Here is a 19,236-nt window from a genome sequence, read left to right as displayed (position 1 = left end):
ACCGAGACAGTTCTCGATACTTTTTTAAGTCAGGCACCCGGCGGCATTCCCGAGTCGTCAAAACGCCGTTCAAGATTGACGAACTTATTATATTCTTTTACAAACGCGAGCGAGACCGTTCCTACCGGGCCGTTACGCTGCTTGGCAATAATGATTTCAATAATGTTCTTGTTTTCTGTTTCTTTATCATAGTAATCATCACGATATAAGAAGGCTACAATATCCGCATCCTGCTCGATACTTCCAGATTCTCGGATATCGGACATCATCGGCCGTTTGTCCTGTCGCTGCTCTACTCCCCGGGAAAGCTGGGAAAGAGCGATGACCGGCACTTCAAGTTCACGGGCAAGTGCCTTTAAAGAACGAGAGATTTCCGATACTTCCTGCTGACGGTTCTCTCCGGAACGGCCATTTCCCTGAATCAGCTGCAAGTAATCGATCAAGATCATTCCCAACCCATGCTCCTGCTTAAGACGACGGCATTTAGAGCGGATATCCCCAATACGCACGCCGGGGGTATCATCAATATAAATCCCGGCATTCGATAAGCTTCCCATAGCCATTGTCAGCTTGCGCCAGTCTTCATCGGTCAATGCACCTGTCCTGAGGTTCTGGGCGTTGATATTGCCCTCCGCACAAAGCATACGCATAACGAGCTGCTCAGAGCCCATCTCTAGACTGAAGATGGCTACGTTCTCTTCTGTTTTCGTCGCTACGTTCTGAGCAATATTTAAAGCAAAGGCGGTCTTACCGACAGAAGGACGGGCCGCTACGATAATCAGGTCGTTGCGCTGAAAACCGGCCGTCATCCGGTCCAGCTCTGCAAATCCGGTTGGAATTCCAGTTACATCGCCTTTCCGGTTCGTCAGCTCCTCAATATTATCGTAGGCACGGACTAAGACATCTTTAATATTTTGAAAGGCGCCGGTGTTCTTTCGCTGGGCCACTTCCATTATATTCTTTTCGGCTTCCCCGAGCAGGTCCTCGACCTCATCTTCCCTGCTGTACCCTTCCTGAGCAATATTCGTTGCTGTCCGGATCAAACGGCGAAGGAGGGATTTCTCTTCGACAATACGGGCATAATACTCCACATTGGCTGCCGTAGGGACCGATCCGGCGAGTTCGCTCAAATACGTAACGCCGCCCACTTCTTCCAGATTCTTCGTTGCAGCCAGGTCTTCCGTCACCGTTATCAGATCGACAGCCTTTCCCTCATCATTCAGCTTCAGCATTACGTTGAAGATTTTCTGATGAGAACTGCGGTAAAAGTCTTCCGGTATCAGGATTTCCGATGTGACGGTCAGTGAGGATGGTTCGAGGAAGATTGCTCCGAGAACTGCCTGCTCCGCCTCAATATTTTGGGGCGGAATCCGGTCTTGAAACACTTCATTCATATATAATATCCTCCTATCTAAGAGGTACAAGTATTCTCTGAAAATCACAAACAAGGGACACTTTTACAAAGAAAAAAAGTGATAGGACGTGCCGTCCGATCACATTTTTTCATCTGACTCTATTCTATCAAGTTTTCTTAAATAAAAGAACCTACTAAAATTTAGTTAATCTCTGCTACATGAACAGTCAGCGTAGCTGTAACTTCAGGATGAAGCTTCACAGGCAGCTTCGTATGGCCTAAAGAACGGATTCCTTCAGAAAGTTCCATTTTCCGTTTGTCGATTTTAATGCTGTGCTTCTTTTGAAGCTGTTCAGCAATTTGCTTGGTTGTGATAGAACCAAATAAACGTCCGCCTTCACCGGCTTTTGCAGACAGCTCTACAGTGATTTTCTCCAGTTGGTCTTTCAGCTCTTTCGCATGCTGCAATTCTTCTTGCGCAAGGACGTTTTCTTTTTTCTTTTGGGCTTCCAGGCTTTTCACATTCGCATTATTGGCCTCAACTGCCAGTCCTTGCTTCAGAAGGAAGTTATGTGCGTAACCGTCCGCCACATTTTTCACTTCCCCTTTTTTCCCTTTGCCTTTTACATCTTTCAGGAATATGACTTTCATTCTTTTTGTCCTCCTTCTAAATATTCATCGATCACTGCTTTCAGCTTTTCCTCCGCTTCATCTAGCGTACAGGTCTGCTGTGTAGCGGCATTGGTTAAATGTCCGCCTCCATCCATCATTTCCATGATGACCTGGACATTGACATCTCCTAATGAGCGGGCACTGATGCCCACCATGTCTTCAGAGCGTTTTGCCAGGACAAAGGAAGCAGCCACGCCCTCCATCGTCAGCAGCGTATCAGCTGCCTGGGCAATGACGACTTGATTATAAATTTCATCGTCTGTTGACTTTGAAATGGCAATGCCTTCTTTATAAAAAGAGACCTGTTCGATTAGTTTTGACCTCTTCAGATACGTATCGACGTCTTCCTTCAGGAATTTTTGGACGAGAACCGTATCGGCCCCATGCGCCCGTAAGTAAGAGGCGGCATCAAAAGTCCGGGATCCTGTCCGGAGTGTGAAGCTTTTTGTATCTACAATAATACCTGCAAGCAAGGCTGTAGACTCCAGCATATCAATTTTACTGCGTTTCGGCTGATATTCAAGTAATTCGGTCACCAGTTCTGCTGTAGACGAAGCATACGGCTCCATATAGACGAGCAGAGCATTAGAGATGAAATCCTCCCCGCGGCGGTGATGGTCAATGACCACGACCTTATCCATCCGGTTAAGGAGCCTCTCATCGATCACCATGGCAGGTTTGTGCGTATCGACCACCACAAGCAGCGACTCATCGGTAATCATCTCGTGGGCATCTTCAGGCGTAATGAAGCGCGAATATAATTCAGGCTTCAGTTTAATCGCATCCATCAGACGCCGGACACTGTTGTCCATCTCGTTCGCATTCAAAATGATATAGCCTTCCCGTTCATTCATCTGAGCGACCTTCAGAATCCCAATAGCTGCCCCAATGGCATCCATATCAGGGTTTTTATGCCCCATAACAATAACCTTGTCACTGTCCAGCACAATATCCTTCAATGCATGGGAAATGACCCGGGCACGGACTCTTGTCCGTTTTTCCATTGGATTTGTTTTGCCGCCGTAGAATTTCACCTTTCCATGCGCCTGCTTGATGGCCACCTGATCGCCGCCGCGGCCAAGGGCTAAATCCAGGCTGGACTGGGCCAGCGCCCCAAGTTCAGGCAGCGAGGATACGCCTGAGCCGACACCAATACTTAAGGTTAATGGCACATTTTGCTTTGTCGTCGATTCCCTGATTTCATCAAGAATGGTGAACTTCCCTTTTTCGAGCTGGAGCAGGATGCTCTCATTAAAGACCGCGATAAAGCGGTCGGATGAAATTCTCTTCAGGAAAACGCCGTACTCGCGCGCCCACTTATCAAGAAGCGAGGTCACCAGGCTGTTCAGGCTGCTTTGACGCTGATCATCCATCCCCTGTGTCAGATCGTCATAATTATCGAGCAGGATAATGCCGATTGCAGTCCGTTCATCTTCATACAGCTTTTCAATTTCCACCTGCTCCGTCACATCAAAGAAATAGAGCAGGCGTTCTTCACGCTTATGCACGATGCGAAACTTGCGGTCGTATAAGGTGACCGTCTCGGTGTCCACTTCCTGTTTAATGAACGGGACAATCGACTCAGCGACATCATACAGCGACCTTCCGGCCAGTGAATCCTCATTGAAGCAGGAAGCCAGAAAGGGGTTCGTCCACTCAATATAATAATCATCATTAATCAGCATGATCCCGATTGGCATCTCAAGCAGAGCCTCTTCTCCTACCTTTTTCAGCCGGTAGGAAAGCGTGGAGATATATTCCTCGGTTTCCCGAAGCTTTTTTGCTTCAAGCCTGAATGAGGCATAAGCAAGACCGGTCAGGATCAATAACCCGACAAGAAACAAAATCCAATTATAATAAGCAATAACTCCTAAAAAAAGCAAAGCGGCAATAATCAGCCCGTATAAAGGGGCTAAATTCGTCCACTCTTTAAATTTAAATGGCATAATGTCAGCTCCTAAAAGCATCTGTTTAACAACCCTTACTTTTCCCCCTTGATTCTTTCACGAAACGGAAACCCTAAGTCAATTATACCTAATAACCTGATAAAGAAGCTGAAAAAAGGTATAAGCAGAGTGACCGCTAAAATGATATAAGGGACAGGCTTAGCCCAGCCCTTCACATGCGCGAAGAAGAATACAAAAGAATATCCTTGAATGATAATAAAAAATTGCAGGATATATAGAAGATTGAGCACAGCAGAATATCCAAAATGACTGCTTTCTTCCGTAATGAAAAGGGAGAAAAGCATAGTAATTAAATAATACCATAAAATGCTTTTGGGCAATCTCAAATTTCTAAAAGGAGGCCATTCGACCATTCGGCTGCTAAACCTTTTAATAAAAGGCTGAGCGGCAAGAATCATGAGAAAAACAATTCCCATGGATGAGATGACAAGCATAGTCGGCAGCAATGTATTGATGAGCTCCGGCAATTCCTTCAGCTGTGCGAGCTGTGCTTCGGAACCTTCGAGTCCCATCCCTTGAATCATGCTGGATGACTGATCAAATGATTTTTTCATTACCGAAGTAAATTCCTGAATAAAATTGACTCCGAAGATAACAGATGACCCAGCCAGCATGACAATGAGACTGCCGAGAAAAACAAGAACACTCGTTATGTACATGGAAAGCATGGATCTGCCCTGCTTTAGAAAGTGGCCGACAGTCAGGCCGACCAGTCCTGCAGTCAGCGGGAGTATAACTGAAAAGAGGGATCCCAGAATAACCGATAAAACACAGGCAATAAACAGAAAGCCGAAGCACCAGGACAGTTCCTGCTTCACTGCAAATAAGATAAAGGGAATGGGAACAAAGAAGAAAACAATCCCTCCCAAAAGAGGCAAATAAAGCGTCATCAAAAACAATATACAATAAATAGCTAAAAGGACACCGCCTTCCGCTACTTTCCTGCCATTATTCAAACATTCACAACCTTTCTTTTCCAAGCTAACTAAGGGATAAAATATTCCTATCTTTCTCTATTGTAGCGGGGAATGCCTTCTATTTTCAAATATCAGGTTCAGCCTGCTCTTTTTGAATAGCTTCTCCTAAATAAAAAAAAGCACACTAAGGAAAAATCCTTAATGTGCTTTTTACCTGTCATTATTCACCAGCTACATATGGTAGCAATGCCATAGTACGTGAGCGCTTGATAGCAATCGTTAATTTACGTTGATATTTAGCACTTGTGCCAGTTACACGACGAGGTAAGATTTTACCGCGTTCTGAAATGAATTTTTTAAGCAAATCAACATCTTTGTAATCGATATGTGTAATTCCGTTTGCTGTGAAATAACAAACTTTCCGACGTTTTGCACGTCCGCCTTTACGTCCACCTGCCATTGTCAATTTCCCTCCTTATTAAATCAATGATTTAAACGTACCGAACGTTTAAAATGGTAGATCATCATCTGAAATGTCGATTGTTTTTCCGTCATTTGCAAATGGATCATCATCTACACGAGTGTAGTTATTGTTATTGCTCCGTTGATTCTGATTCGAATTTTGTCCGAACGGGGTTTCAAAGTTGTTATTATTGTTGTTATAACTTCTTTGTCCGCCGCCGTAAGAACCGCCTTCATTCCTGTCGCCAGACGAACTGTTTCGCGGCTCAAGGAATTGAACACTTTCTGCCAGAATCTCTGTCACATATACGCGTTTGCCGTCTTGTCCTTCATAATTACGTGTTTGGACACGTCCATCCACGCCGGCCAGGCTGCCTTTTTTCAGGTAGTTGGCCACATTTTCTGCAGGTTTACGCCAAACAACACAATTAATGAAATCCGCTTCCCGCTCACCCTGCTGATTCGAAAAAGGCCGATTCACTGCAAGAGTAAAAGTGGAAACCGGGACTCCATTTGGTGTATATCGCAATTCAGGATCTTTTGTTAAGCGTCCTACTAAAACTACGCGATTCATCATCAGAATCAACCCCTAGGTTCCCTTCCCGTTTCATGAGAAACAGGCCGGAAGATTTATATTTACGATTGAATTATGCTTCGATTTTAGTTGCCATGTGGCGGATAATGTCTTCGTTGATCTTAGCAAGACGATCGAATTCTTGGATCGCAGCTGCTTCAGATTCAACTTTAAGAAGCATGTAGTAACCATCGCGGAAATCATTGATTTCGTATGCAAGACGGCGTTTACCCCATTCTTTAGCTTCTAAAGATTCCGCACCATTGTCAGTAAGGATTGTGTTGAAACGTTCAACTAAAGCTTTTTTAGCTTCTTCCTCAATGTTTGGACGGATGATGTACATAATTTCGTACTTTTTCATCACTGTCACCTCCTTTTGGTCTAAGCGGCCCGATTGGGCAAGGAGCAATTTTTTTATAATTACTCACAAGAAAAGATTATATCACAGGTTTACACGCTTGGCAATGTTTGCTCCTAAATGCATCGGGCAAGCCATGGAGCTCCTTCTTTCAACGTGAATGCAGAAAAAAGACACCGAAAGGGAGAAATCCCCGATGTCTTTTTCCGGCAGCCTGAAGCGGTCTTACTGTCCGCTGAGCTGCTTTTATTCTTCTTTATACATTAAATCGGAAATGGATGACATCCCCGTCCTGTACAACATACTCTTTCCCTTCAAGACGTACTTTTCCTGCTTCTTTTGCCGCATTATGGCTTCCGGCAGCCAGCAGGTCATCATAGGAAACAATTTCTGCGCGGATAAAGCCGCGTTCAAAGTCTGTATGAATGATTCCTGCACACTGAGGAGCTTTCATGCCTTTTCGGAATGTCCAAGCGCGGACTTCCTGGACACCGGCTGTAAAGTACGTAGCCAGGCCAAGCAAATTGTAAGAAGCGCGGATCAGCTGGTCAAGGCCCGATTCTTCAATTCCAAGCTCTTCAAGGAACATTTCTTTTTCTTCGCCTTCAAGCTCAGCAATTTCCTCTTCAATCTTGGCACAGATCACAATTACCTCTGCCTTTTCCTTTGCAGCATATTCACGGACTTGCTGCACATACTCGTTGCTGTCCGCATTCGCTACTTCATCTTCACTGACATTCGCTACATAAAGGATCGGCTTGGCGGTCAGAAGATGCATACCCTTGACCACTTTCATCTGCTCATCCGAGAATTCCACGGATCTGGCCGGCTTTTCTGCTTCCAGGGCCTCTTTTAACGCCGTAAGGATTTCATGCTCAACCATCGCATCCTTATCTTTTTGCTTAGCCATTTTGCCGACACGGTCAATACGCTTATCCACTGATTCTAAATCAGCAAGGATCAATTCCAGGTTAATAACCTCAATGTCATCAATCGGATTCACTTTTCCGGAAACATGGGTAATATTATCGTCCGCAAAGCAGCGAACCACCTGACAGATGGCATCAACCTGACGGATATGAGACAGGAATTTATTTCCAAGTCCTTCTCCTTTACTTGCCCCTTTTACAATACCGGCAATATCTGTAAATTCAAAAGCGGTCGGAACTGTTTTTTTCGGCTGAACTAGTTCCGTAAGCTTTTGCAAACGATGATCCGGTACTTCGACAATCCCGACATTCGGGTCAATTGTACAAAAAGGATAGTTTGCCGATTCCGCCCCAGCCTGTGTAATTGCATTAAATAAAGTGGATTTACCTACGTTCGGCAAGCCCACAATCCCTGCTGTTAATGCCATTTATCTTCACTCCTCAAATATTCGAACTTAATGAACCTTTTCCAATTATAGATTTCAGGCTATTAAAAGACAAGTAAATCCTTACGCGTCATGCTGCTCCAGTACCTTTTTCATTTTCTTGGCGAATTCCCGGCGCGGCAGCATAACACTGTGGCCGCATCCTTCACATTTAATGCGGATATCCATTCCCAGACGGATGATTTTCCACTTATTTACTCCGCAGGGATGAGCCTTTTTCATTTCCACGATATCATATAATCCATATTCTTTTTCTTCCATCTGAACAAAACCTCCCTCTTTATGCCCCGCTGACAGCTTTGGAAGTCGCCTGGATTCCAGCACGGTCTAAAATAATTTTTAATTCTTTCTGCAAAAGACGGTCAATTTCCCGGCTCATTCTCGGTTTTGTCTCAGCCGCTATCCGAAGAATAATCTCATCCGCATTTACCTCCTGGATTCCAAGCACTTTCGGTGAATGCACCAGCCCTTCAATTCGCTCTTCCATCCCTTCAAGTTCTTCATTCAAAACTTTTTCTGCCTGATCTACACTGCCATCATTCGGAATGGATAAATCAATCAGTGCCATGCTGTTCAAAATGGAATAATTCGTTACTTGGGCAATCGTTCCGTTAGGGAGAATATGTATCTCACCCGTATCACATTTAATTTTTGTCGTTCTGAGTCCTATTTCAATGACTTCCCCTTCATAGGTCGCAATTTTGACATAATCCCCGACAGAAAACTGATCCTCGAACACAATGAAAAACCCGGTGATAATATCCTTAACAAGACTCTGGGCTCCAAAACCGATGGCAAGCCCAATGACTCCTGCTCCAGCAAGGAGGGCTTTGACCTCTATTCCGCAAACCTCGAGAATCGTGATCAAGGCAATAAAATAAACGACATAAGTCAAAATGTTCTCTAACAGCCTTACTAGTGTGGCTTCCCTGCGTTCTGAAACCCGGATAGGACTTTTTAAACGAACAAGGAAAAATTTCGATATCATTTTCTTTCCTAAACTGATGATCAAACGAGAGATCAGCAGAATTAAAATAATTTTAATAATCCCTTCGCCAAGCGCCAGCCACATTCCCTCATTAAGAAGCCTCTCACTGTACCCGTTCAGATTTTCATTTCCAAAATCCAATTATCTCACCAACCTATCAACAAGTTTTCTCCTAAAGTTCATTTTAACAACAAATAGAGGTTTTTGTACAAAAAAACAAGGGGTATATAGGTAAAAACACTAGAAAATATTTACCAGTTGATACTGCATTCCGATACGGATTTAAACAGATAGATTGTCTTTCCCCTTCGCCCCCTCATTTTTGTCGTATTATAAGCAACTTTGTCTAACGTTAACAAGGATTCGTTATGTATATTTCTACCAGTTTTTCCGTATACTGATTATAAAATCTAGCAAAGGAGTGGAACCGATGAATCTAAACTTTCAAAATACCAATAGACCGAATCGGATCCTTCATGAGGAAATGGATGCTTCCGATAAAATTTCCCAGGAAATAATCCGTTTGCTTCCCTCAGGAAAGTTTCGGCCCATTGTCATCGTTTGTATAGGTACTGATCGTTCTACAGGAGACTCTCTCGGTCCACTTGTAGGCACTCTATTAAAAGAAAAGGATCCTATCCCGTCCTTCTTTGTATATGGTACACTGGATGACCCGATTCACGCCGTCAATCTTGAAGAAAAACTGGCACAGATTAAGACGATGCACGGAGATCCCTTTATTGTTGGGGTAGATGCCTGTCTTGGAAAACTAAAAAGCGTGGGCGTTGTACAGATCGGCGATGGCCCTGTCAAACCGGGAGCAGGCGTCAATAAGGAACTGCCTGATGTCGGGGATGCCCATATTACGGGAATTGTGAATGTATGCGGCTTTATGGAATTCATGGTCCTACAGAATACCCGTCTCAGCCTGGTCATGAAGATGGCTAAAACGATATCCGAGGGAATCTATCATGCCGGCCTGCAGCTGAAGCCAAAGCCAAACATCTCTCCGTTCAAATGGACGTTTGAAAAAGAAAAAACGTTATAAAGTGATAGAAGAAGCCGCCTCCATTTGGAAGCGGCTTTTATTCTTTTTATGCTTACATGCTTAAGGCCAATAATACACAATGGACGTGATCAAGGCAGTAACAGCAATGCCAGGGAGCAGGTTAGCCACCCTGATTTTTGTGATTCCAAGGATATTCAAGCCAATAGCCATGATCATCACCCCGCCCGCAGCTGTCATCTCTAAAATAAAACTATCCATTAAGCCGCCAGGCACCCATTTATTGATTTGAGTCGCAAACAGAGCAATAGCTCCTTCATAAATCATGACCGGGACAGCCGAGAAAATGACTCCGATTCCTAATGTACTCGATAAAACAAGGGCAGTAAACCCATCTATAATAGCTTTGGTCAAAAGAATCTGATGGTCATTCCGAATGCCGCTGTCCAAGGCTCCGAGAACTGACATCGCACCAATGCAAAAAATCAGTGTTCCTGTTACGAATCCCTGGGCAATGGAGGATCCCTCCGTCGGCTTCATCCTTCTTTCAATGGACTTGCCTGCAGCATTCAGCAGCTTCTCTAAATCAATCCACTCACCGATAGCTGCCCCGCCGACAAGACTCAAAATAACAATGAGAAAATTACCGCTTTTAAAGCCCATTTGCAGGCCGAGGACAATGACAGCCAGTCCTATCCCGCAGAGAACAGTTTCCTTCATTCTCGACGGAATGTTCTGGAGAAACCTTCCGAGTATAGCGCCCCCCGCTATGCACAATCCATTCACTAACGTCCCTAACAATACCATTTTTCATTCACCTTATTCAGGAAGAAACATGTTCTTGATCGATGATCTCCAAGATCCTTTCTAAATCTTCATTTGAGAAAAATTCAATTTCAATTTTGCCCTTTTTCTTTGTTTGTTTTATCGTTACCGTCGTACCCAGTCTTTCACGCAGGCTCGTTTCGCGCTGACGGATAAAAACGTCCTTCTTTCCGGCTGAAGGTTTCGTTTCACGTGGAACACCTTCGTTTAGCTTTTGAATGTATTGCTCGAGCTGACGCACATTCATCCCTTCTTTGATCATCTTCTCGGCCACTGCGGAAAGCTGATTCTTCTTTTTGAGACCCAGAAGCGTTCTTCCATGACCCATGGAAATCTTCCCTGCTGAGATATACTCCTGAATCTCATCCGGCAGGGAAAGAAGGCGGATATGATTGGCTATATGCGGTCTGCTTTTTCCAAGCCTTTTGGCAAGCTCTTCCTGTGTCAAATTCAGCTTTTCCAGCAGGGTCTGGTAGGCGAGGCCCTCTTCAATCGGATTCAGGTCTTCACGCTGCAGGTTCTCAAGGATGGCAAACTCCATCATTTGCTGTTCCTTCAGCTTTCTGGCTACAGCCGGAATCTTATCTAATCCCGCTTCTTTAGCTGCCCGGTACCTTCTTTCGCCGACTACGATTTCATAGCCTTTAATGCTTTTCCGAACAATGATCGGCTGCAGAATTCCATGCTTCAGAATCGAGTTTTTCAGTTCTTCTATAGCAGCCGGGTCAAAAACCTTTCGCGGCTGATACGGGTTGGGACGCAGTTCCTCCAGCTTGATTTCCAAGATGGCTTCATCCTCTGTATTCGTAAAAATGGCGTGGATTCCTTTTCCAAGTCCTTTAGCCATTAGCAATCACTTCCTTTGCCAATTCTAGATATAATTCCGCACCCCTTGACCTTTGATCATACATGATAATAGGCTCTCCATGGCTTGGCGCCTCACTCAGCCGGACATTGCGGGGAATGATGCTTTTATACACCTTATCCTGAAAATACTTCTTCACTTCGTCCATAACCTGATTGCCAAGATTGGTTCGCGCATCGAGCATGGTCAGCAGCACCCCTTCAATTCTGAGGTCATGGTTCAGATGTTTCTGAACGAGCCGAACGGTATTCAAAAGCTGACTCAATCCTTCCAGGGCATAGTACTCACATTGAACCGGAATCAAAACAGCATGGGAAGCCGTCAGCGCATTGAGCGTAAGAAGCCCGAGTGAAGGAGGACAGTCAATAAGAACGTAATCAAAGTGATCCTGAATCTCCGCAAGCGCCCTTTTCAGCCTCACTTCACGTGAAATAGTCGGAACAAGCTCAATTTCTGCCCCGGCAAGCTGAATGGTCGCCGGGATGACAAAAAAATTCGGAACCTTGGTTTCTTTTATGACAGACTTCGCCTCAACATCGTCAACAAGCACATCATAAATACATTGTTCTACATCCGCTTTTTCAATCCCTGCGCCGCTTGTAGAATTGCCTTGCGGATCAATATCTACTAATAAAACCTTTTTCCCCAAATGCGCCAGACAAGCTCCGAGATTTACGGATGTCGTTGTTTTTCCCACGCCGCCCTTTTGATTGGCAATGGCCAGGATCTTTCCCATGAAGTCACCTACTTTCTCCATTATGAGACTAAAGCCGCGGATACGTATCAGGCGGCTGGAGCCTCGCTTTATCTATATGTACCTGATCAAGACAGAAAACTAGCAGATTATTAAAAACTATTTTATCACGAAAGCGAGAAGAAATAATGAGTTTTCCAAAAAAGCAGCCGCTGAACTCATCCTCTGCCCGTCCTGCAGACGGATCAGGCTAAACCGCACTCACTTTCTATTAAGTCTCCAAAAAAAGAGTCAAAAAAAGCCTGGCATCGACGTGACTACCAAGCTGGATAAATAGGCATATTATGATTTCTTTTTCGGTATTTTAATCGTGAATTGATAGTATTCCTCAAATTCCTCTTCTTCGGAATCCAGATTAATGCCATTATCGGAAACCATTGTGAGCGATTGTCGAATGGTGTTGACCGCTATTCGCATATCTTTACTAAAAGCCTTTCTTCTTGGCTTTGGCTTCCGATCTGCAGTCGTAAGCATCTTCACAACTCGTTCTTCCGTCTGCTTCACATTCAGGTTCTTCTCTATGACTTCCGCAAGCAGACTGACCTGCTTCTCCGGATTTTTCAAAGGAATGAGTGAGCGGGCATGCCGTTCAGTAATCTGCTTTGCCAGAAGAGCATCCTGCACCTCCTGGGGAAGCTTGAGAAGCCGGAGCTTATTCGCCACAGTAGACTGGCCGATTCCTAACCGCTGAGCCAGTGCCTCCTGTGTCAGACTGTGCAGTTCCAAAAGCTTGCCATACGCAATGGCTTCCTCAATTGGTGTTAGCTCTTCACGCTGAAGGTTTTCAATCAAGGCGACTGAAGCCGTTTCAGTGTCATTGAAATTCTTTATAATAACCGGAGCTGTATCCCAGCCAAGCTTTTGCATGGCCCTGAATCGCCGCTCCCCAGCAATAATCTCATACTTTCCCTGCTCATACTCTCTTACGACAATTGGCTGAATAATTCCGTGCGTATGAATGGTTTGAGCGAGCTCTGCGATTTTTTCATCATTAAAAACGGTTCGGGGCTGATACCGATTGGGAACAATATCAGAAATGGCTATCTTCCTGATTTCTTCATTTTCGCTTGGGGACTCTTCCATTTCGATTTCCTCTTGCTCTTTTTCGCCAAACCCAAAAAACCGCGAAAAAGGATGCTTCATCACCATACACCACCTTTTAAAACTCCCAAATTACATATTCCATATCCAACGGATAAGTCCTGCTGATACGTCAGGCATGAATAAATTAAGTGCAAATATTATTTCCCTACTTCAATAGTAAGACATTATAAGTGGTTCTGCTAGGAAAATTTCCGATTGCGGCTCATTCAACCGGTGCTTTATTGGGCATTCCCGGCTTCCGCGGGTATTTCTTTGGCGTTCCTTTCACTTTGCGCACTTTCACAATGGTCCGTTCGCTCTGTTCCTCAGGCAGCAGGAAGCGATGCACTTCCTCTAATTTCCCGCCCATGGCTGTAATGGCCTTTTTGCCTGTTTCCAGTTCTTCATCTGCACTTGCAGCCTTCATGGCAAGGAATGTTCCGCCTTCTTTTACAAGCGGAAGACAAAGCTCACTTAACACGGACATCCGGGCAACCGCCCGGGCCATGACAGTATCATAGACTTCCCTGTGTTCAGGATTCTTTCCAAAGGTTTCGGCACGGTCATGATAAAACGAAACACCGCTGAGCTGCAGCTCGTCTGCCAAATGATTCAGGAAGGAAATCCGCTTATTTAATGAATCGACGATTGAAACCTGAATCTCCGGAAAACAAATTTTTAACGGAAGACTCGGGAAACCTGCGCCAGCTCCTACATCACAAAGGCTGAGCGGCTGATTGAAATCAAAATAGAAAGCTGCACTGATTGAATCATAAAAATGCTTCAGATACACTTCTTCCTTTTCTGTGATTGCTGTCAGGTTCATCTTTTCATTCCATTCAACCAGCAGTCTGTAATAGGTTTCAAATTGGCCAAGCTGCTTCTCGGAGAGGCTGATTCCTTTCTCCTGAAGCGCTTGTTGAAATTGTTCAATGTTCATATCTTCAATCCTTTTCGAGTAATTCCTTTACTGAGAAACACGGGCGATTTTTCCCTGTTCAAGGTAGACAAGTAAAATGGAGACATCTGCAGGATTGACACCTGAGATCCGTGAGGCTTGAGCAACTGAAAGAGGGCGGACCTGTTTCAGCTTTTGGCGCGCTTCCGTCGCAATGCCTGTGATCGCCTCATAGTCGATATCCTCAGGGATTTTTTTATTTTCCATTTTCTTAAGCCGCTCAACTTGCTGAAGGGATTTCTCAATATACCCTTCATATTTAATTTGGATCTCTACCTGCTCAGTGATTTCCTCATCAAGTTCTGTTTCGCTTGGCGCAAGCAGCTGGATATGGGAATAATCCATTTCAGGCCGTTTTAAGAGGTCGGACGCACGGATTCCATCCTTTAATTCACTTCCGCCATTCGCCACGATTAATTCCTGAACCTGTTTTGTCGGTTTAATGAAGATGGATTTCAGTCTTGCTTTTTCTGCTTCCACCGCTTCTCTTTTCGCCTTAAACCGTTCATATCGTTCCTCGCTGATCATTCCAATCCGGTAGCCAATATCGGTCAGGCGTAAATCAGCATTATCATGGCGAAGAAGAAGGCGATATTCCGCACGTGATGTCAATAATCGATAAGGCTCATTCGTCCCCTTCGTTACCAAATCATCAATCAGGACACCGATATAGGCATCAGAACGGCTAAGAATCACTTCTTCCTTGCCAACTGCCTTTAAACCAGCATTCATACCGGCCATTAACCCTTGTCCGGCCGCTTCCTCATAGCCTGAAGTTCCATTAATTTGTCCGGCTGTATAGAGGTTTTTCACTTTCTTTGTTTCCAGTGTCGGCCAAAGCTGTGTCGGAACGATGGCATCATATTCAATCGCATAGCCGGCACGCATCATTTCAACTTTTTCAAGTCCTGGTATCGAAGCCAGCATTTTACGCTGAACATCTTCCGGAAGGCTGGTTGATAATCCCTGAACATATACTTCCTGAGTGTTTCTTCCTTCTGGCTCAAGGAAAATCTGATGGCGCGGTTTATCACTAAAGCGGACCACTTTATCTTCAATGGACGGACAATATCGGGGACCTGTCCCTTTGATCATCCCAGAGTACATCGGGGAGCGGTGAAGATTCGCATCAATAATCTGATGGGTTTCTTCACTTGTATACGTCAGCCAGCATGGAAGCTGATCGGTAATGAATTTGGTTGTTTCATAAGAGAAGGCACGCGGAACATCGTCCCCAGGCTGAATCTCCGTTTTGCTGTAATCAATGGATGAACTGTTCACCCTTGGCGGTGTTCCCGTTTTAAACCGCACTAAGTCAAACCCAAGCTCTTCCAAGTGCTCTGAAAGACGTATGGAGGGCTGCTGATTATTCGGGCCGCTTGAATATTTCAATTCGCCGAGAATAATTTCGCCCCTCAGGAACGTACCTGTCGTAATGACGACGGTTTTCGCCCTGTAAACGGCACCGGTCTGTGTGATGACTCCGGTACAGACGTCATCCTCTATAATCAGTCTTTCAACCATTCCCTGCCTTAATGTCAAGTTGGGCTGGTTCTCAATCGTTTTCTTCATTTCCTGCTGATACAGGAATTTATCGGCCTGGGCTCGAAGCGCCCTTACTGCCGGGCCTTTCGCTGTGTTAAGCATCCGCATCTGAATATGCGTCTTGTCAATATTTCTTCCCATTTCGCCGCCAAGCGCATCAATCTCCCGAACAACAATCCCTTTTGCCGGTCCCCCGACGGACGGGTTGCACGGCATGAAGGCAACCATATCCAGATTAATGGTCAGCATTAATGTTTTCGCACCGACTCTGGCAGCCGCAAGGCCCGCCTCACTTCCTGCATGACCGGCTCCTATGACAATGACATCATAGCTTCCTGCTTCATATTGCATTGCTGTTTCCTCCTAAATGTTTTCAATATCCGAAGACCTTCCTGCCCGTCTCAAGTTAATAGGAAGCGGGCGTTCATCAGCCTATCAGCAATCGTTTATTTCCCAAGACAAAATTGAGAGAATAACTGATTAATCAAGTTATCCTGTACGCTCTCGCCGATGATTTCCCCAAGCTGTTCCCATGCCTTCGTAAAGTCAATTTGGACCAAATCTACAGGCGTCCCCATCTCAATGGCCTCCAGAGCATCCTCTATAGATTGAAGCGCCTGCCCCAACAGGGCAATATGTCTTGCATTTGATACATAGGTTAAATCCCCTGCTTCAAGAGAACCTGCAAAGAACAAAGCTGCAATGGCTTCTTCCAGCTCATCGACGCCCTGTTCTTCCAGTAAGGAAGTAGTCACAACCTTATGTCGGCCGGCAATCTCATACACCCTGTTCAAATCGATTTTCCTTGGAAGATCAGTCTTATTGACAATGACAATCACATCCATGCCTGCCACCGCTTCAAACAGTTTTTCATCCTCCGGTGTAAGCTCTTCCGAGTAATTTAAGACCAATAAAATCAAATCCGCTTCCTTCAGGACAGCTCTTGAACGCTCTACACCTATCCGTTCTACAATATCCTCTGTCTCACGAATGCCAGCCGTATCGACCAGCTTCAGCGGTACGCCTCTGACATTGACATATTCCTCGATGATATCCCGCGTTGTCCCTGCTACATCCGTTACGATAGCTTTGTTTTCCTGTACTAAGCTGTTCAATAAGGAAGATTTTCCAACGTTCGGACGGCCGATGATGACGGTTGATAAACCATCTCTCAGAATTTTTCCCTGCTGGGAAGTCCGGAGCAGCTTTTCGATTTCCTTCTTCACATAGCTTCCCTTTTCCAAAAATAAACGATGAGTCATTTCTTCGACATCATCATATTCCGGGTAATCTATATTAACCTCGACTTGTGCGAGCGTTTCTAATATTTCCTGTCTCAGCTTCCGAATCAGTTTCGAAAGCCGGCCTTCCATCTGGCCTAAGGCGACATTCATGGCTTTATCCGTTTTGGCACGGATCAAATCCATGACCGCTTCAGCCTGAGATAAATCAATTCTGCCATTCAAAAAAGCCCGTTTTGTAAATTCGCCTGGCTCTGCTAAGCGCGCTCCCTGGGAAAGAACCAGCTGAAGCACCCGGTTGACTGAAACAATTCCGCCGTGACAGTTAATTTCCACAACATCTTCCCTTGTGAAAGTTTTCGGACCTTTCATAATAGAAACCATTACTTCCTCGACGACCTCGCCTGTTTTCGGCTGTATTAGATGTCCATAATGAATCGTATGGGAGTGAGCTTGTGAAAGTTTCTTTTCGGACGGTCCCTGAAAAATCCTGTCGGCTATTTCTATGGCATGATCACCGCTTATGCGGACGATAGCAATCGCCCCTTCCCCCATTGGAGTCGATATGGCGGTGATTGTATCAAATTCCATGTTTTCACCTCTTATTTCTATTTCCTGCTTTATCTATAAAGTGTTCCTTATTTATAAATCCCTAATTTATAACAATACCATACAATAGAATCGAACAAAAGCAGAGACACTTGCAAAGGGACCTCTTTATCCACAGCTTATTTTCTCTTATTATACTCATTTTAACTTATCCACATGTGAATAACAACAATCCCAGCCATACAGCTTCCTTTTATCTCTGCCTCATTTTTTCCAATCTTAAGCCGGGGCACAAAAAAAGACCTTATGCTTTTGACATAAGGTCCATTTCTTCTACTTAATCGGCATGATCACAAGATGCCGATACGGTTCTGTTCCTTGAGAAACCGTCTTGATTTTATCTTTTCTCAGCAGAGCTGTATGAATGATCTTTCTTTCATATGAAGGCATTGGTTCTAAAGAAACGGCTTTCCCAGTTTTCAGTGCTTTCTGGGCCGTCCTTTCAGCAAGCTGCACCAACGCCTCTTTTCTCTTGATCCGGTAGTTCCCGGCGTCTACCCACACATTCAAATAGTGTTTCGAATACCGGTTTGCTACAAGCTGAGCCAAATATTGAAGGGAATTCAAGGTTTGGCCGCGTTTTCCGATTAAAAGGGCCATCTTCTCTCCAGAAAGGCAAAAGGTCACATTCTTCCCTTCCTGCCTTACTTCAATATCTGCATGGATTCCCATTTTCTCACTGACATTTTTCAAAAATTCCTTGGTTTTTTCGACAGCATCCGGCTTAAGGACTGCTTCAATGACAGCATTCCTTTTCCCAAAAACGCCGAAAAAACCTTTTTTGCCTTCATCAATAATGGCTACTTCGATGCGGTCTCTTGTGGTATTAAGCTGAGTTAAAGCTGATTGTACTGCTTCTTCGACAGTTCGTCCTGCAGCAGTGATCTTCTTCACTTCTTCTTAGCTCCTCCCGCGTTTTCCGCAGCTGCCTTCTTCATATCCGGGCCTTTAATAAAATACGTCTGAACAATTCCGAAAAGGTTACCAACTACCCAGTATAGTGAAAGAGCAGCAGGAAAATTAATCGCAAAAATAACGATCATGACAGGCATAATATACAACATCATGGTCATTTGCGCCGCCATAGTAGGATTCGAATTCATTCCCACCATTGAGAGCTTTTGCTGGATAAATGTCGTTATACCGGCCACAACCGGAAGAATATAGTAAGGGTCCGGTGAACCCAGGTCAAACCATAAGAAGCTGTGACGGGAAATTTCCTCCGTACGGCTGATTGCGTGGTACACACCGATCAGAATCGGCATTTGAACAAGAATCGGCAGACAGCCCGCCAAAGGATTGACATTATACTTTTGGAATAACGCCATCGTTTCTTGCTGCAGCTTCTGCTGTGTCGCAGCATCCTTAGAACTGTATTTCGCCTGAAGCTCTTTCATCTCAGGCTGGATTGCCTGCATGGCTTTCGAGCTTTTCACTTGCTTGATCATCAATGGAAGCATAATCAGGCGAAGCAAAAGGGTCACGACAATCAGTCCAAAACCGTAGCTTCCATTCAAAAATTCAGAGATGGCAATAATCAGTTTAGAAAGCGGATACACAATATACGAATTCCATATTCCAGTACTTTCTGCTGTAATAGGCTTATTGATTTCAGTACATCCGGCTAGCAGCATCATTATTGAAGCCAGTCCAATAACGAGTAATATTCGTTTTTTCAACCAA

Annotated in this window: 20 protein-coding genes; 1 reads left to right on the top strand and 19 read right to left on the bottom strand. The window is 44.7% G+C overall.

Features of this window, described 5'->3' with window-relative positions:
- Positions 1-29: 29 nt before the first annotated feature.
- The 10 genes from dnaB to BQ4305_RS12065 all read right to left on the bottom strand — a co-directional run bounded on the left by dnaB (position 30) and on the right by BQ4305_RS12065 (position 8,808).
- Positions 30-1,394 carry a replicative DNA helicase gene (gene dnaB, locus BQ4305_RS12110; protein WP_110928058.1) on the bottom strand — a complete coding sequence of 455 codons (1,365 nt, stop codon included), beginning with the start codon at positions 1,392-1,394 and terminating at the stop codon, positions 30-32.
- Between the two features lie 161 nt (positions 1,395-1,555).
- Positions 1,556-2,005, bottom strand: a complete 450-nt coding sequence (gene rplI, locus BQ4305_RS12105) for a 50S ribosomal protein L9 (RefSeq protein ID WP_110928057.1) — start codon at positions 2,003-2,005, stop codon at positions 1,556-1,558.
- The gene (locus tag BQ4305_RS12100; RefSeq protein ID WP_110928056.1) at positions 2,002-3,972 is read right to left on the bottom strand and encodes a DHH family phosphoesterase; all 1,971 of its coding nucleotides are present in this window, start codon (positions 3,970-3,972) and stop codon (positions 2,002-2,004) included. The genes rplI and BQ4305_RS12100 overlap by 4 nt, the downstream gene beginning before the upstream one ends.
- 35 nt (positions 3,973-4,007) lie before the next feature.
- Complete coding sequence (locus BQ4305_RS12095; protein WP_110928055.1) at positions 4,008-4,949, bottom strand: YybS family protein; 942 nt, start codon at positions 4,947-4,949, stop codon at positions 4,008-4,010.
- Positions 4,950-5,130: 181 nt separating this feature from the next.
- A complete protein-coding gene (rpsR, locus tag BQ4305_RS12090) occupies positions 5,131-5,370 on the bottom strand; it encodes a 30S ribosomal protein S18 (protein WP_110928054.1) in 240 nt (79 codons plus the stop codon).
- Between the two features lie 48 nt (positions 5,371-5,418).
- The gene (ssb, locus tag BQ4305_RS12085) at positions 5,419-5,949 is read right to left on the bottom strand and encodes a single-stranded DNA-binding protein (protein ID WP_110928053.1); all 531 of its coding nucleotides are present in this window, start codon (positions 5,947-5,949) and stop codon (positions 5,419-5,421) included.
- 70 nt (positions 5,950-6,019) lie between these two features.
- Complete coding sequence (gene rpsF / locus BQ4305_RS12080) at positions 6,020-6,307, bottom strand: 30S ribosomal protein S6 (protein ID WP_110928052.1); 288 nt, start codon at positions 6,305-6,307, stop codon at positions 6,020-6,022.
- Positions 6,308-6,560: 253 nt separating this feature from the next.
- A complete protein-coding gene (ychF, locus tag BQ4305_RS12075; protein WP_110928051.1) occupies positions 6,561-7,661 on the bottom strand; it encodes a redox-regulated ATPase YchF in 1,101 nt (366 codons plus the stop codon).
- An 81-nt stretch (positions 7,662-7,742) separates the two neighbouring features.
- On the bottom strand, positions 7,743-7,940 hold the full coding sequence (locus BQ4305_RS12070; RefSeq protein WP_110928050.1) for a DUF951 domain-containing protein: 198 nt from the start codon (positions 7,938-7,940) through the stop codon (positions 7,743-7,745).
- Positions 7,941-7,959: 19 nt separating this feature from the next.
- Positions 7,960-8,808 carry a mechanosensitive ion channel family protein gene (locus BQ4305_RS12065; protein WP_234396943.1) on the bottom strand — a complete coding sequence of 283 codons (849 nt, stop codon included), beginning with the start codon at positions 8,806-8,808 and terminating at the stop codon, positions 7,960-7,962.
- A gap of 289 nt (positions 8,809-9,097) precedes the next feature.
- Between BQ4305_RS12065 and yyaC the strand changes: the two genes are divergently transcribed.
- Complete coding sequence (gene yyaC, locus BQ4305_RS12060) at positions 9,098-9,715, top strand: spore protease YyaC (RefSeq protein ID WP_110928049.1); 618 nt, start codon at positions 9,098-9,100, stop codon at positions 9,713-9,715.
- Between the two features lie 60 nt (positions 9,716-9,775).
- On the opposite strand, the gene BQ4305_RS12055 is transcribed toward yyaC, so the two are convergent.
- The 9 genes from BQ4305_RS12055 to spoIIIJ all read right to left on the bottom strand — a co-directional run bounded on the left by BQ4305_RS12055 (position 9,776) and on the right by spoIIIJ (position 19,232).
- The gene (locus BQ4305_RS12055) at positions 9,776-10,480 is read right to left on the bottom strand and encodes a DUF554 domain-containing protein (RefSeq protein WP_110928048.1); all 705 of its coding nucleotides are present in this window, start codon (positions 10,478-10,480) and stop codon (positions 9,776-9,778) included.
- A 16-nt stretch (positions 10,481-10,496) separates the two neighbouring features.
- A complete protein-coding gene (locus BQ4305_RS12050) occupies positions 10,497-11,345 on the bottom strand; it encodes a ParB/RepB/Spo0J family partition protein (RefSeq protein ID WP_110928047.1) in 849 nt (282 codons plus the stop codon).
- Complete coding sequence (locus BQ4305_RS12045; protein ID WP_110928046.1) at positions 11,338-12,099, bottom strand: ParA family protein; 762 nt, start codon at positions 12,097-12,099, stop codon at positions 11,338-11,340. The genes BQ4305_RS12050 and BQ4305_RS12045 overlap by 8 nt, the downstream gene beginning before the upstream one ends.
- 300 nt (positions 12,100-12,399) lie before the next feature.
- Complete coding sequence (gene noc / locus BQ4305_RS12040; RefSeq protein ID WP_110928045.1) at positions 12,400-13,260, bottom strand: nucleoid occlusion protein; 861 nt, start codon at positions 13,258-13,260, stop codon at positions 12,400-12,402.
- A gap of 163 nt (positions 13,261-13,423) precedes the next feature.
- Positions 13,424-14,140 (bottom strand): 16S rRNA (guanine(527)-N(7))-methyltransferase RsmG, encoded by a 717-nt coding sequence (rsmG, locus tag BQ4305_RS12035; protein ID WP_110928044.1) that lies wholly within the window; start codon positions 14,138-14,140, stop codon positions 13,424-13,426.
- Positions 14,141-14,167: 27 nt separating this feature from the next.
- On the bottom strand, positions 14,168-16,054 hold the full coding sequence (gene mnmG, locus BQ4305_RS12030) for a tRNA uridine-5-carboxymethylaminomethyl(34) synthesis enzyme MnmG (protein WP_110928043.1): 1,887 nt from the start codon (positions 16,052-16,054) through the stop codon (positions 14,168-14,170).
- 95 nt (positions 16,055-16,149) lie between these two features.
- A complete protein-coding gene (gene mnmE / locus BQ4305_RS12025; protein ID WP_110928042.1) occupies positions 16,150-17,535 on the bottom strand; it encodes a tRNA uridine-5-carboxymethylaminomethyl(34) synthesis GTPase MnmE in 1,386 nt (461 codons plus the stop codon).
- A 291-nt stretch (positions 17,536-17,826) separates the two neighbouring features.
- Positions 17,827-18,447 (bottom strand): RNA-binding cell elongation regulator Jag/EloR, encoded by a 621-nt coding sequence (jag, locus tag BQ4305_RS12020; RefSeq protein WP_110928041.1) that lies wholly within the window; start codon positions 18,445-18,447, stop codon positions 17,827-17,829.
- Entirely contained in the window at positions 18,444-19,232 is a 789-nt protein-coding gene (gene spoIIIJ, locus BQ4305_RS12015) for a YidC family membrane integrase SpoIIIJ (protein WP_110928040.1), read from the bottom strand. The genes jag and spoIIIJ overlap by 4 nt, the downstream gene beginning before the upstream one ends.
- Positions 19,233-19,236 lie beyond the last annotated feature (4 nt).

The sequence above is a fragment of the Bacillus massiliglaciei genome, assembly GCF_900098925.1.
Taxonomy (GTDB): domain Bacteria; phylum Bacillota; class Bacilli; order Bacillales; family DSM-1321; genus Peribacillus; species Peribacillus massiliglaciei.
This window is presented reverse-complemented; position numbering and strand designations above follow the sequence as displayed.